The organism is Ruania alba (assembly GCF_900105765.1).
In the GTDB taxonomy this organism is placed as follows: domain Bacteria; phylum Actinomycetota; class Actinomycetes; order Actinomycetales; family Beutenbergiaceae; genus Ruania; species Ruania alba.
The window spans coordinates 2,137,978-2,150,963 of sequence record NZ_FNTX01000002.1 but is presented as its reverse complement, the minus strand read 5'-3'; the positions used below and the strand labels follow the sequence as shown (position 1 = coordinate 2,150,963).

10 protein-coding genes are annotated in these 12,986 nt (G+C 67.6%); 6 read left to right on the top strand and 4 right to left on the bottom strand.

Annotated elements, in window-relative coordinates; all coding sequences use genetic code 11:
- Window positions 1–9: 9 nt before the first annotated feature.
- From BLU77_RS19990 to BLU77_RS19980, 3 genes are all read right to left on the bottom strand, one after another.
- A complete protein-coding gene (locus BLU77_RS19990) occupies window positions 10–1,212 on the bottom strand; it encodes an ATP-binding protein (protein ID WP_342741480.1) in 1,203 nt (400 codons plus the stop codon).
- A gap of 355 nt (window positions 1,213–1,567) precedes the next feature.
- Window positions 1,568–3,220, bottom strand: coding sequence for an arylsulfatase (locus tag BLU77_RS19985; protein WP_089775062.1), 1,653 nt, complete (start codon window positions 3,218–3,220; stop codon window positions 1,568–1,570).
- On the bottom strand, window positions 3,217–4,260 hold the full coding sequence (locus tag BLU77_RS19980) for a LacI family DNA-binding transcriptional regulator (RefSeq protein ID WP_089775060.1): 1,044 nt from the start codon (window positions 4,258–4,260) through the stop codon (window positions 3,217–3,219). The genes BLU77_RS19985 and BLU77_RS19980 overlap by 4 nt, the downstream gene beginning before the upstream one ends.
- 283 nt (window positions 4,261–4,543) lie before the next feature.
- Between BLU77_RS19980 and BLU77_RS19975 the strand changes: the two genes are divergently transcribed.
- The 6 genes from BLU77_RS19975 (at window position 4,544) to BLU77_RS19950 (ending at window position 11,182) form a co-directional block, all read left to right on the top strand.
- The gene (locus BLU77_RS19975; protein ID WP_089775058.1) at window positions 4,544–4,801 is read left to right on the top strand and encodes a LuxR C-terminal-related transcriptional regulator; all 258 of its coding nucleotides are present in this window, start codon (window positions 4,544–4,546) and stop codon (window positions 4,799–4,801) included.
- Window positions 4,802–4,866: 65 nt separating this feature from the next.
- Window positions 4,867–5,829: a carbohydrate ABC transporter permease gene (locus BLU77_RS19970; RefSeq protein ID WP_089775056.1), complete on the top strand. Its 963-nt coding sequence runs from the start codon at window positions 4,867–4,869 to the stop codon at window positions 5,827–5,829.
- A gap of 11 nt (window positions 5,830–5,840) precedes the next feature.
- The gene (locus BLU77_RS19965; RefSeq protein WP_217632518.1) at window positions 5,841–6,707 is read left to right on the top strand and encodes a carbohydrate ABC transporter permease; all 867 of its coding nucleotides are present in this window, start codon (window positions 5,841–5,843) and stop codon (window positions 6,705–6,707) included.
- A gap of 95 nt (window positions 6,708–6,802) precedes the next feature.
- Window positions 6,803–8,260 (top strand): ABC transporter substrate-binding protein, encoded by a 1,458-nt coding sequence (locus BLU77_RS19960; protein ID WP_175477251.1) that lies wholly within the window; start codon window positions 6,803–6,805, stop codon window positions 8,258–8,260.
- A gap of 101 nt (window positions 8,261–8,361) precedes the next feature.
- On the top strand, window positions 8,362–9,912 hold the full coding sequence (locus BLU77_RS19955) for a sulfatase family protein (RefSeq protein WP_089775050.1): 1,551 nt from the start codon (window positions 8,362–8,364) through the stop codon (window positions 9,910–9,912).
- Window positions 9,905–11,182 (top strand): MGH1-like glycoside hydrolase domain-containing protein, encoded by a 1,278-nt coding sequence (locus BLU77_RS19950; protein ID WP_175477250.1) that lies wholly within the window; start codon window positions 9,905–9,907, stop codon window positions 11,180–11,182. Before BLU77_RS19955 ends, BLU77_RS19950 begins: the two co-directional genes overlap by 8 nt.
- 29 nt (window positions 11,183–11,211) lie before the next feature.
- Here BLU77_RS19950 and BLU77_RS19945 read toward each other — a convergent pair whose 3' ends face one another.
- Entirely contained in the window at window positions 11,212–12,948 is a 1,737-nt protein-coding gene (locus BLU77_RS19945) for an arylsulfatase (RefSeq protein ID WP_089775046.1), read from the bottom strand.
- Between the last annotated feature and the right edge of the window lie 38 nt (window positions 12,949–12,986).

Here is a 12,986-nt window from a genome sequence, read left to right as displayed (position 1 = left end):
TCTGCACGCTCATGGGCCCAGCAGAGCCAGCGGCACCACCGCGACACCGTCGGCTCGGCGGTAAGCGTTCTTCCCGGTCGTGATCACCATGAGGTCCACGACCCGGTCAGGAATCTGCTCACGCAACCACGTCAGGTGCCGTACGTCAGACCCGGTCACCTCCGGTGCCAGCTTGACCTCGATCCCGAGCACCTGACCATCGATCCCCTCCACGACCAGGTCGACCTCGCGATCTCCTCCGAGCAGCCGGAGATGACTCACCCTCGCCTCGGCTGCCTGTGCGATCACCCGAACACCCAAGGTCACGAGAGCCTCGAAGAGCGGACCCGCCATGTGCGATCCTGTCGCCCCGAGCAGCGCCGTGGCCGAGAGGTTGAGCAGTCGCGCTGCCAGCGCCGGATCGGCCAACTGGTGCTTGGACGCCTGCTGAAGCCGTCGGATCGGGTTGTTGGCGGGAATCCACCCGGGGACCGGATCGAGCAGCCAGAGCTGACTGAGGTGGTCGCGGTACGCAATCGTCGTCTTGGCAGGCTGGGAGCCGTCACCCGCGGTGGTCGCGTCAAGGATCTTCGAGTAAGCGGTCGTGGTCGATGTGGCTGCCGCATACGCCGACAACCACCGTTGAAGGGTCTGCGGCCGTCGTACCTGGAAGCCCTGATCGGGCAGGTCACGATCGATGACACGGTGGAGATAGGCATCGAGGAGGCCGCGACGCAAACGCGGTGACGCTGCCATGATCCCGGGAAGGCCGCTATCGACCACAGCGTCCGCATAATCGGGCAACGCGAACGTCGTGGTGCCTTCGACCGGCTCGGCCCGGCCAGCAAGGAGGGCCGACAGTGACACCGTGGGTGTCACCAGGCCACGTTCGTGCAGACCCATCGGCCGCATCCGCAACGACAGGATCCGGCCTGCTCCGCTATGCGTCCCCGCCGGCGTCTCTGGGGTCGCCGAGCCGGTCAGCAGGAACCGACCCGGAGCGGCCCCGGCGTCGACGCGGCGCCGCACCGAGTCCCAGACCTGCGGGAGCCTCTGCCACTCGTCGAGCAGGAGAGTTCCGTCCGGCGACGACGCAAGCTCGAAGTCTGCACGCGCGACCTCTCGTTGGGCGGGGTCGTCCAAGTACCAGACGGCATCCGACCGGCGCCTCGCCGTGTCGGTCTTCCCGACACCTTTGGGACCGTCGAGCGCGATGGCTGGCGCGACCGGCAACAGCTCGTCGAGCTCACGATCGAACGTGCGAGGCAGACACTCCCTGCATCTACGCTACTGTTCACGGCATTGATGCGCTACCTCTCACGGATCCTCAACGCTACCTCTTACGCGCCAATACTGGCCGGTGGAACCTTGAGTGGGACTCCTTCCCTACTCACGCGCGAAAGGTTGAGGACTGCACGAGTGCCGCAGGTGCCTGCCGGATCGTGGTGTGCATGACCTGCCGCCTGCGACGGCGGGGCGCAGGCCGTCCGCTCCGACGACCCCCTCGTCGACGACTTCCTGTGGCACTCCAGCGAGCGGCAGCTGCACGTGTTCTCGGGCGTGTGGGACGGTGCCGGTATATGTGGCGTCAGGCCCGGGGTACCCGGCGGCTGGAGCGGAGGTCGTCGCTGACGTGCCCGGCCGGGACCATCCCTGCTCGCTCCTGCGCGGCCAGCAACGCATCCCGTGGGCGCACCCCGCAGCGGTCGGCCCATTCCTGCCACGTGCGGGCCATCTGCTCCACCCGATCGGGGTGCGCACCGGCCAGGTCGTTCACCTCGGTCCGGTCGCGGATGAGGTCATACAGCTCCCAGTCGCCGCCGTACTTGCGCACCAGTTTCCACCGGCCGTGGCGGAGGGCAGCGTTCCCCTCGTGCTCGAAGCACAGCGGCCGCTCCGGCGCAGGTTCCCCACGCCATGATTCCAGCATCGAGACCCCCTCCAACGGGAGCAGGTCGCGCCCCGGATAGGTCCGCGGATACTCGGCCCCCGTGGCCTCGAGGACCGTGGCGAGCACATCCGGCAGAAAATGCGGGTCGTGGTCGATACCCACGCGCAGTTCCCCGGCCGGCCAATGCGCGATGAACGGGGTCGCGATCCCTCCCTCGTGCACCCAGTGCTTGTACTCCCGGAACGGGGCGTTCGAGACGTTCGCCCAGGGCCGGCCGTAGGAGGCGAAGGTCTCCGGCCCGCCGGGCCGCACGGCCGGGTCGTTCCCGCGGCGGACCCGCGCACCACCCAATGTCCGCTCCGGAGCGTGCAGCGGCTTCCTGCTCAGCTCGTCCACCCAGGCGAGCGGGATCTCCTCGGCGCAACCACCGTTGTCGCTGAGGAAGAGCACGAGGGTATCGTCCAGCTCGCCGGCCGCGCGGATCTCCTCGATCACGGTCCCGATGGCGGCATCCATCAGCTCGACCTGGGCGGCGTAGACCTCCATCCGCCGCGCCTGCCACTCCCGGTCGGCCACCTCGTCCCAGGCCACCACGCCGTCGTCGCGTTCACTGAGGGGCCAGGAACCGTCGATCAGACCGAGCTCGATGAGTCGGTCGTAGCGGCGTTGCCGCGCCTCGTCCCACCCGTCGTCGTACACGCTCCGGTACGTGGCAACCACATCCTCGGGCGCGTGCAATGGCCAGTGCGGGGCAGTGAAAGGGAGGTAGAGGAAGAAGGGCCGGTCGGCGTGGTTCGCAGAGTGCTCGTGCACGAACTCCGCGGCCTGCCGGCCCAGCTCCGTCGTGTAATAGAAGCCGGCTTCCGGTGGCGGTTCAGGGATCTCGTCGCGGGTCAGCGTGGCGGGCTGGTAGTAGTCCGCGGCGCCGGCGAGCGTACCGACGAAGGAGTCGAAACCCCGGCGGGTGGGCCAGGCGTCGTCCGGTATGTGCATCTGCGCGGAGAGATGCCACTTCCCGCGCATCGCAGTGACGTAGCCGTGCTCGCGCAGCACCTCGGCCATGGTGACGCATCGGTCGTTCAGCGTGCCTGGGTAACCGGCCGGCCCGCTGTCACCGGTGAGAATCCCGATCCCGGTCTGGTGCGGGTGCAGTCCGGTGAGCAACGAGGCGCGGGCCGGTGAGCACCGAGCCGTGTTGCAGAACTGCGACATCCGCACACCGTTCTCCGCCAGGGCGTCCAGGTGCGGGGTACGGATCTCGGCGCCGTAGCATCCGAGGTCGGAGAAGCCGAGGTCGTCGGCAAGGATGAGCAGGACATTGGGTCGGCGCTCTTCGGTACTGGTCGTCACCGGTTCGACACCCCCGGCTGTTCTCCCGTGCGGCCGACCGTGCTCTGCCGGACGACCAGTTCGGGGTGGAACGCCACGCGGTGGTGCCGCCCGCCTGGCCCCTGAGCGATCTCCTGGTGCAGCAGGTCCAGTGCAGTGCGTCCGAACATGTCGGACTGGCGTCGGATGGAGGTGAGCGGGATGACCGCGTCCGCGGCGAACTCGATGTCGCCATATCCGACCAGCGCTACATCCTCCGGCACGCGCACGCTCCCCTCCTCGGTCAGAGCGTGCAGGATCCCGACGGCAAGCAGGTCATTGACGGCGAAGACCCCGTCCGGCCGATCCTCGGCCGGACGGCTCCGGAGCATCTCCCCGGCCGCACGGCCGGCGGTGATCGACCGAGCGCCGACCTCGACGATTTCGATCTCGGCGCCGGAGACGGCCGAGACGGCCTGTTGTGCACCCTCGAGACGATCAGCGATGGTCTCGATATCGAACGGACCACCGATCACCATGATCCGACGACAGCCGATCTGGAGGAGGTGCTCGACGGCGAGCCGGCCCCCTTCCTCGTCATCGATGGAGACCGACGAGCAGGTCGCGGTGTCCGCGCGCCGCCCCACCGCTACGGTCGGGATACCTCGCTCGGCGAGCCGAACCACCCGATCGGTGTGCGCACCGACGGCGGAGAGGAGAATCCCCCGAACCCGCTGGGACTCGAACAGGTCGAGGTACGAGGCCTCGCGGGCGGTGGAACCACCACTGTTCGCGATCAGCACGGAGTAGCCGATCTCGCTGGCTCGCTCCTCGACCCCTTGGGCGAAGTCCGCGAAACCGGGCGTCCCGACCTCCAGAGCGAGATGAGCGATGGTGGTGCTGGCACCGATCCGGAGCTGCCGAGCCGCACTGTTGCCCACATACCCGAGAGCGGCAATCGCCGCTCGGATCCTGGCCGCAGTCTCGGGCGCCACCTTGTCCGGATGGTTCAGGAAGTTGGACACCGTCCCAGGTGAGACCTGGGACTGCGCCGCTACCTCGCGGATGCCGACTGCCGACAACGTTCGGGTCCTTCCGGTACTGAGAACGAGGGTGCTATTAAAACGTCACGATAGCAGCAGACGGCGATATTTGCAGGTATTTGCAGCACTTCTGCCGCCGGACCTTGACAGCCTTGATCGCATCGACCACGATGCATTAAAACGTTATTACCGCATCCGACTCCCCCACCGTCAACGACGCACGGTGGGCAGCGGATGCCCCGATCGACCACCAACCAATGGCGCAAGGTCTTCGAAAGGCGAGGTGAGAACCGTGTGGGCGGCGACCATGCATCGACCCGCGATGGCAGGGACCCGGCAACTGACCCCGGACGTACCGGGCCAGCGGCACAGCCACGACATCACCACGGCATTGTTCAGCCGGGACGAGCTCGCGATGCTCAGCCTCTTCGCTGAGGGGTGGTGCGTGACGACCATCGCGCGCCGGCTCAGCATGTCCGACCGGACCGTCCGACGCCGCTCCCGGATGCTGTGCGACCGGCTGAACGCCAGCAGCATCATCCAGGTGGTCGCGTGGGCAGCCCGGCGAGGGTTGATCTGATGACCGCCCCACCCTCCCACCCCCGCGCCGCGGGCCACTCAGCCTCCGAGCAGAAGGACCCTTCCATGACGACCACGACCGGGGTGCGTACCGATCACACCCCAGCCAGCACGTCCGCCCCGACGGGCAGGACCAGGCGCAGGCGCCGGATCCCCTGGCTGGTCTACATCGCACTCTTCCCGCTGCTGGCCGTGCTGCTGGTGTTCCAGTACTACCCCGCAGCCAGCGGGATCTTCCGCTCGTTCTTCGACTGGAACCCGGGTGGCGTCTCCCCCTTCGTCGGGCTGGACAACTTCACCCGCATGATGGCCGATGAGGTCTGGTGGCTGTCCTTCCGGAATCTCGGCTTCATCTTCGTCTTCGGTGTGGTCGCCTGGGTGATCCCGTTGACCGCTGCCGAGCTGTTGATCACCCTGCGCAACCAGCGCTCCCAGATGATCTTCCGCACCCTGCTGATCGTTCCGATGGCGTTCCCCGGCGTGGTGACGGCGCTGGTGTGGTCGTTCATGTACCACCCCAACAACGGGGTCATCAACAACGCGCTGAGCGCCGTCGGGCTCGAGTCCCTGGCGCAGAACTGGGCCGGCGATCCGACCTTCGCGCTCTGGTCCCTGCTGTTCATCGGCTTCCCGTTCATCGCCGGACTGCCGTTCCTGATCTTCTACTCCACCCTGCAGAACATTCCTCCCGAGCTCTTCGAGGCGGCCTCTCTCGATGGGGTGGGCCGCGTCCGCCGGTTCTGGGCCATCGATCTGCCCCTGATGGCCCGGCAGGTGAAACTGCTGTTCTTCCTGGCGGTGATCCACACGCTGCAGTACGGCTTCATGGCCTACATCGTCACCGCCGGCGGACCTGCCGGCTCCACCATGGTTCCGGTACTGAGGATGCTCAACGTCGCGTTCCAGGGTCAGGACTGGGGTTACGCCGCCACCCTGTCCACCACGTTGTTCCTGTTCACTCTCGTGCTGAGCCTGGTCGTGGTCTTCGTGAAGCGGTCCGATTCGTCGACCAACGTCAAGAGTCTGTGAGGGCCGCTGCCATGACGACTACCGCACCCACCGCACCTGCACCCCTCCGGATGCGAGGCAACCGCTCCCACCGCCAGTGGGGCGTCAAGTCCGCGCTGAGCGTGCTCGTCTTCGTGAGCATGTTCCCGTTCCTGTTCGTGCTCGGCACATCCGTCAAGGACAACCTGCAGTTCTCCGAGAGCTACTGGGTCCCGACGCTGCCGTTCCACTTCGAGAACTACGCGACGGCCTGGCAACAGATCCAGCCCTACATGATCGCCTCGATCGTGGTGGCTGCCCTCTCGATCGCCGGCATCATCCTGCTCTCCCTGGTCGCCGGGTTCATCATCGCCCGGTACTCGTTCCCCGGTCGACGCTTCTTCTTCGCACTGATCGCGTCCCTGATGATGGTGCCGAACATCACGAGCTTGATTCCCCTGTTCGTGATGATGCGTGACCTGGAGCTGCTCAACACCTACGCCGTCTTGATCATCCCGCAGATCGCCAACGGCGTGGTGATCGGCACCATCCTGATGAAGACCTTCATCGAAGGCATCCCGCAGGAGCTCTTCGACGCGGCGCGGGTCGATGGCGCGGGCTCGTCCCGCCTGTTCGCCTCGATCATGCTGCCGCTGTCACTGCCCGTGATCGGGACGGTCTCCCTCATCACGATCAACGGTGTGTGGAACGACTTCTTCTGGCCGTTGCTGACGATCACCGAGGACAACCTGCGAACCGTGTCGGTCGGACTGCTCTTCTTCAACGGACAGTCAGGCACCGAGTACGGACCCATGTTCGCCGGCTACCTGCTGGCCAGCCTGCCGTTGTTGCTGCTGTTCGTCTTCTTGTCCAAGTACTTCCTCGCCGGCGTCCAAGGAGGTCTCCCCGGTTCGCACTGACAACCCGTCGGCCCCGAGTCCCATCCCGATCCCTTCCATCACCCCGCATGGTCAGCCCGCTCGACGTCGAACGGCTGACCCGAGAGGAGAAACAGATGTATCCGACCTCCCGCACCAGGCGCTACAGCCTTGCCGTCGCCGGAGTCGCTGCCACCACACTGCTCGCCACAGCGTGCGGCGGTGGCGGAGAAGGCGGCGACGGTGACGGTGACGACCAGGTCACCATCACCATCTCCGGCCCGAACCAGTGGAACAACGACCCGCAGAGCTTCGGTCCCGCCTGGGAAGACCTCGTGGAACGCTTCGAGGCCGAGGAACCGTCGATCAACGTAGAGACCACGGTGCTACCCGTGGCACAGTTCGGGCAGACCCTGGCGACGCAGCTGGGCGCAGGGACCGCCCCGGAGCTCATCTTCGAGCAAACACCGCACACGCCGGACCAGGCGGTCGCCCTCGATGAGTACCTCGATGAGCCGAACCCCTACGCCGAGGGCAACGAGCGCTGGCTCGACCTGTTCGACGACGACTACTTCGGCCCGGAGTCCGCACGTGCCATCAACGCCGAGGGCAACTACGAGTTCGTCCCGTTCAACCTGGTGATCGTGGGAATCTACTTCAACGCCGACATCCTCGCCGAGGCCGGCGTGGAGGCTCCCATCGAGTCCTACGGCGACTTCCTCCAGGCGTGCGCGGACATCAGCGACGCCGGCTACATCCCGTTGGCCATGGACCAGAGCGGACTGGCCCAGAACTGGCTGTACCGCATGATCAGCCCGCAGCTGCTGGACAAGTACACCGAGGAGTGGAACCGCTACACCCCGGACAACGAGCCGGGGACGGCGCGCCAGCTCACCCCGAAGAGCCTCGCACAGGCCATTCTCACGGGCGAGCTCGACCCGATTGACACGCCAGAGATCGCGGAATCGCTGCAGATGATGAAGCGCATCTACGACGAGTGCGCCACCCCCAACTGGTCCGGAATCTCCGGTGGAGCCGCCTTCATCGGCCACGACGACTTCGTCGGCGGGCGCGCTGCCATGACCCTCGGGACGAACTTCGCCACCACCAACCTGGACGACGTCGACTGGGAGTGGTCCACGATGCCGTTCCCGACCATCTCCGAAGAGGACAGCGAATACTCCACCGGTCGGCCGGCCCAGTTCGGCGCCGGCATCGGTGGGACGAACTACATGATCCCGTCGACGACTGAAGGCGCCCAGCTCGAGGCCGCCATCAAGTTCCTGCAGTTCGTCACCAGCCCTGAGGGCGGCCAGCCGTGGCTGGATGCCTCAGGCGGGCTGCCCGCCACGAACGATGCCGAGCCCGCTCCGGGCCTGGAGTCATTGATGAGCGGCTCGTGGGCGGAGACCCCGGTCATCAACAGGACGAACTACGTGCCGAGCGATCAGCGTGGTCAGCCCCCGTTCGACGGCTACCTCCTCGAGTCATCCACCCTTGAGGAGCACCTGGCTGACCTCGACGCCGACTGGGACGCCTGGGCACTCGAGCAGGCCGAGCAAGGCGGCTGGGACGAGGACTGGGCCCAGGGCTGACCCCGCTGCATCGCACGACCAGCGCCACGGCGACGGTCGAGGTGCCGGCAGAGCACCCACCGGCACCTCGACCGCCGCCGCCAGCCGAAAGGACAAGGCACGTGACCTCCCCACCACTGACGAACGAGCGACCGAACATCCTGTTCGTGATGACCGATCAGCAGCGCTTCGACACGATCCGCTCACTCGGCAACGACCTGATCGACACCCCGAACCTGGATCGCCTCGTCGAGCGCGGTGTCACGTTCACCAATGCCTACTCCACCTGCCCGGTCTGCGTACCGGCGCGCTACACGTTCCAGTCCGGCTCCGAACCCACCCGGACCGACATCTACGACAACGCCGTCCCCCCAGGCGGGCACGAGGCGGTCGAGGCCCGGTGCGGTCCGTACCTGGGTGCGGCGATGACCCAACGCGGGTACCGCACGTTCGGGGTCGGTAAGTTCCACACGATTCCCTGGAACGGGGAGCTGGGCTACGAGACCGTCCTGTACAGCGAGGAGCTCTACGACTCGGCGGCGCAGCGGACCGGAGACGCCTACGCATCCTGGATCGCCCGCGAGCACCCCCAGTTCGACTGGATCGAGGCGCTGATGGGTGAGCGCACCGAGATGTACTACATGCCACAGATGAGCCCGTTGCCACCCGAGCTCACGGTGGAGTCGTGGGCCACCGACCGCGCGATCGAGCTCATCGACGCCGACGACGACCGCCCCTGGTTCGGCCTCGTCTCCTATATCGGCCCGCACCCGCCATTCGCTCCCCCGCTGCCGTTCAATCGCCAGTACGACCCCGACCGGATGCCCTCACCCGTGACGGGCAAGGAGGAGGTGGACCACCTCGACCAGCACATCCCCTGGATGAACTACGCGGTGTTCGCCGACGAGGTGGACGACGTCCGTGCCCGCACCCTGAAAGCGCGCTACTACGCCGAGATCACCTACATCGACGGCTGCATCGGGCGCCTGCTCGACGCCGTGGACGCGCGTGCCGACTCAGGCAACACGATCATCTGCTTCTACTCCGATCACGGCGAGCTCCTCGGAGACCACCAGGGCTGGCAGAAGGAGAGCTTCTTCGAGGCCTCCACCCGGGTGCCGTTCCTGGTGAGCTGGCCGGATCGGATCCCGGCGGGCGAACGCAGCGACGCGCTGGTTGCGCTCACCGATCTGTTCGGCATCGCCACCACCGCGGCAGGTGGTCAGGACCTGCGCCAGGGTTCCGACGTGCTCGGCCTGCTGGCCGGGTCCAAGGCTCCGAGGGAGCGCCTGTTCGGCTACCACGGGCGCCCCGGCACCGTCCGCTTCAAAGCGATGGTCCGCGAGGGCCGGCACAAGCTCATCTGGATGGCGAACGGTGGCCGGCGGCTACTCTTCGACGTTGTCACGGACCCGCACGAGCAGCATCCGATCCAGGACGAGCACCCCGAGGTGTGCGACCGGCTCGAGCAGGCCCTCACCCAGGAGCTGATCGACGAGGGCGTCACCGCCGCGCTCAGCGACGGGTCCCTGCTGACCTTCCCCTATGCCATCTGGCCCCGGGAGCGGATCTACCAGTTCGACCGCTCCCGTGGGGTCGAGGGATTCCCGCCCCTGTCCGTGCCGGATGACACACTGCGAGCCCCCGAGACGAAGGAGCCCGTGCATGGGTGAGGGACCGACCGAGGGCGACCGGCCGCCGTCGTTGGCCGAGGACGTGTCCACGCTGCGCACGTACACAGCGTCGTTGCGCAAGGACCTGCTCCGCCCTGCCGCAGGAATGCTGCGCCTGCCCTATCTCTCCGCCGGGGCCGGGGCGACCTATCCAGACCTGACGGACTGGGACGCCGTCTGGGCCGGGGCGGCCTACTTGATCGACGGTGACGCCGAACCGCTGCGCTCCAGTCTGCTGAACCTGCTGGACCACATCGGCCCGGACGGGAAAGGTCAGCGCCGGATCGGCGCCGAGGGGTACAACGCACCCGCGTTCCAGCTCCGGCCCTTCCTCGCGGCCGGCTGCTTCGTGCTCGCCCGGGAGACCGACGACGTCACCTGGTTGGGCACCCGCGGCCTCGCCCGCCTGGACGCCTACCTGCGCTACCGGCACGAACGAGGCACGGGTGCTCAAGGGCTGCTCACCTGGCGGCACGTGGACGAAGGCTTTGCGGACAATGGCCTGGCGAACTGGGCCTGGGAGGAGCACGCCGTCCAAGCGGCCGACCTGAACGCTCAGCTGGTCCTCGAGCACGCTGCGACGAGCTGGCTCGCTGACCGCCTGGGCGATGCCGAGATGAGCGCTCGGCACGCCGACTATGCCCGCACCCTGGCCGAACGCATCGAGCAGTTCCTGTGGGACGAGACCGACGGTTGCTACTACAGCCGGTACGTCCCGCCTGCGCGCCACGAACGCTCCAGGCCAATCCGCTGCCAGCAGTATGTGAACCTGTGGCCGCTGTTCTACGGACTGGCCGCGCCCGAACGTGCCCGGCGGGTGATCGATCGCTATGTGCTGGCGCCGGAGCACTACTGGGGCCCGTGGGGCATCCGGTCCCTCTCCGCGGCCGAGGATCACTTCAACAACGCCCGCCGCAGCATCACCCAGCCGATGAACGCGGCGAACCTGCGCGGACCGGCGCTCGGCTCGGCGATCTCCTCGAACTGGCAGGGCCCGGTGTGGTCGGTGGCGAACTATCTGGTGGCCGGTGCGCTCGCCCGGTACGGCTACCGCGACGAAGCGGCCCAGCTCGCCCGCACCAGCGTGCGCCTGCACGCGGCAGGGGTACGCCGGGACGGATGCTTCCACGAGAACTACCACTCCGAGACCGGTGAGCCGCTCGCCGCCCCGGGGATCGGCAGCTGGTGCGTCATGGTCCAGCACCTGCCCGAGCACGTGCGCTCACCGCAGTCGTGGTGGACCCGGGGGCTGTCGCTCCCCGGGAACTGATTCCCGACGGCGGCCCTCACCCGGCAGGGTCAGACCCGCTGCACGTAGGCGTAGTAGGCGCCGCTGAGCTCGTTCCCGGCACTGTCCTTCAGCCAGGTCTGCATCGTGGTGGACCCGGCCGGGAGGTCGACCTCGACGACGCTCGCCTGGTCCTGGTCCCCCACGGCGTGGGTCTGTGTGTGGTCACCGATGCGGATCGTGGTCTCGGCGATCGGGAGCGCCACCCCCGCCTCGAACACGCAGTCGCCGCCGATCACCTCGGGGGCAGCCGCACGCATGGGCAGACCGGACTCGGCCGGCCAGCGGCGCAGGGTGAACCGGTACCGCCCTGGCGTGGCCACGTGCACACCCCAGACGCCGTTACGGCGCACGCCGGCGCGGATGTGCAGCTGCCGGTCCAGGGCCACACCGCGCCATTCCGCGGGTGAGAGGAGCAGGTGGGGTTCGTGGTCGGTACCGACGACGACGTCGAGGAAGTCCAGGGCATCCTCCCCGAGGCCGTCCCACCACTGCCGGTAGTGCTGCCGCAGCCTGGTGACCACCTCAGGGTGGGCGCTGGCCACGTCCTCGGTCTGCCCGGGATCGCGGCCGACGTGGTACAGCTCTCGATCGTCGAGGAGGCGCCACGGACCCTGGAGCACGGCGGCGTCACCGTACTCGGGACGCTCGGTGTTCATCCGGCTGTACTGGATCACCGAGACCCGTTCGTCCAGCTCCGCGATGAGCCTCGTGGCATCGCCCTCGGACGGGTTGCGCAGCAGCGGCGAGATGTCAGTGCCGTCGCCCTCGATCGCATCGACGGGCAGGTCGCAGAGGTTCAGCAGAGTGGGCAGAACGTCGGTGGCGACGCTCAGCGTGCCCACCTCCCGGCCCTGGCCGGGGCCACCGATACCGCCACCGGTCCACTGGATCAGGAACGGGACCCGGTGGCCTCCCTCCCACAGCTGTGTCTTGGTGCCCCGCATCCCCGCGTCGTAGGCGCGGACCGTCTCCGCGGCACCGCCGTTGTCGGAAGCGAAGATGACGATCGTGTCCTCGGCGATGCCCCAGTCGGTGAGCGCCGCGCGAAGCTTGCCGATGTTCTCATCGATGCTCGCGACCATCGCGAAGTGCGAGACCTGCTCGGGGCTGCCGTGCTGCCGATAGGGCTCGCGGTAGGAGTCCGGGACCAGCCGGGGAATGTGCGGCGCGTTCAGGGCGAGGTAGGCGAAGAAGCTCTCCCCCTCCTCGACCCGCTCGCCCATCCAGTCGATCGCCCGGTCCGTGAAGACGTCGGTGCAGTAGCCACGGGTGCGGATCTCCCCGTCGGTGGTCTTCAGCCACGGGTCGAAGTAGTCGGCCTCCCAGTGGTCCGGCGCCGAGCCGATGTGCGAGGACGGGAACCACTCGACATGTTCGAAACCGCGGTCCTGCGGCCGGTAGGGGTAAGTGTCCCCGAGGTGCCACTTGCCGAACAGGGCGGTGCGGTAGCCGGACTCGGTGAGCACCTCGGGCAGCAGCGGCAGGTCGGTGCGCAGCATCGCCCGGCCGGAGGAGACGTTGACGGCGCCGTGGCGCAGCGCGTCCAGTCCGGTGAGCAGACTGCCCCGGGTCGGCGTGCACATCGGGGAGACATGGAAGTCGGTCAGGCAGACGCTGTCGCCGTGCAACCTGTCCAGCTCTGGGGTGCGCAGCACCGGATGGCCGTGACAGCTCAGGTCTCCGTATCCTTGGTCGTCCACGAGGACGACCACCACGTTCGGCCGGTGCTTCATCTGCCCGTTCATCTCCCGTCCCAGCGGCCCACGCCACCCACGCTCGAGGC

Excerpts from the sequence above, each read along its gene's own strand:
- BLU77_RS19950 (WP_175477250.1), top strand. The coding sequence starts at position 9,905 with ATGGGTGAGGGACCGACCGAGGGCGACCGGCCGCCGTCGTTGGCCGAG.
- BLU77_RS19945 (WP_089775046.1), bottom strand. The coding sequence starts at position 12,948 with ATGAACGGGCAGATGAAGCACCGGCCGAACGTGGTGGTCGTCCTCGTG.
- BLU77_RS19960 (WP_175477251.1), top strand. The coding sequence starts at position 6,803 with ATGTATCCGACCTCCCGCACCAGGCGCTACAGCCTTGCCGTCGCCGGA.
- BLU77_RS19970 (WP_089775056.1), top strand. The coding sequence starts at position 4,867 with ATGACGACCACGACCGGGGTGCGTACCGATCACACCCCAGCCAGCACG.
- BLU77_RS19965 (WP_217632518.1), top strand. The coding sequence starts at position 5,841 with ATGACGACTACCGCACCCACCGCACCTGCACCCCTCCGGATGCGAGGC.
- BLU77_RS19975 (WP_089775058.1), top strand. The coding sequence starts at position 4,544 with ATGGCAGGGACCCGGCAACTGACCCCGGACGTACCGGGCCAGCGGCAC.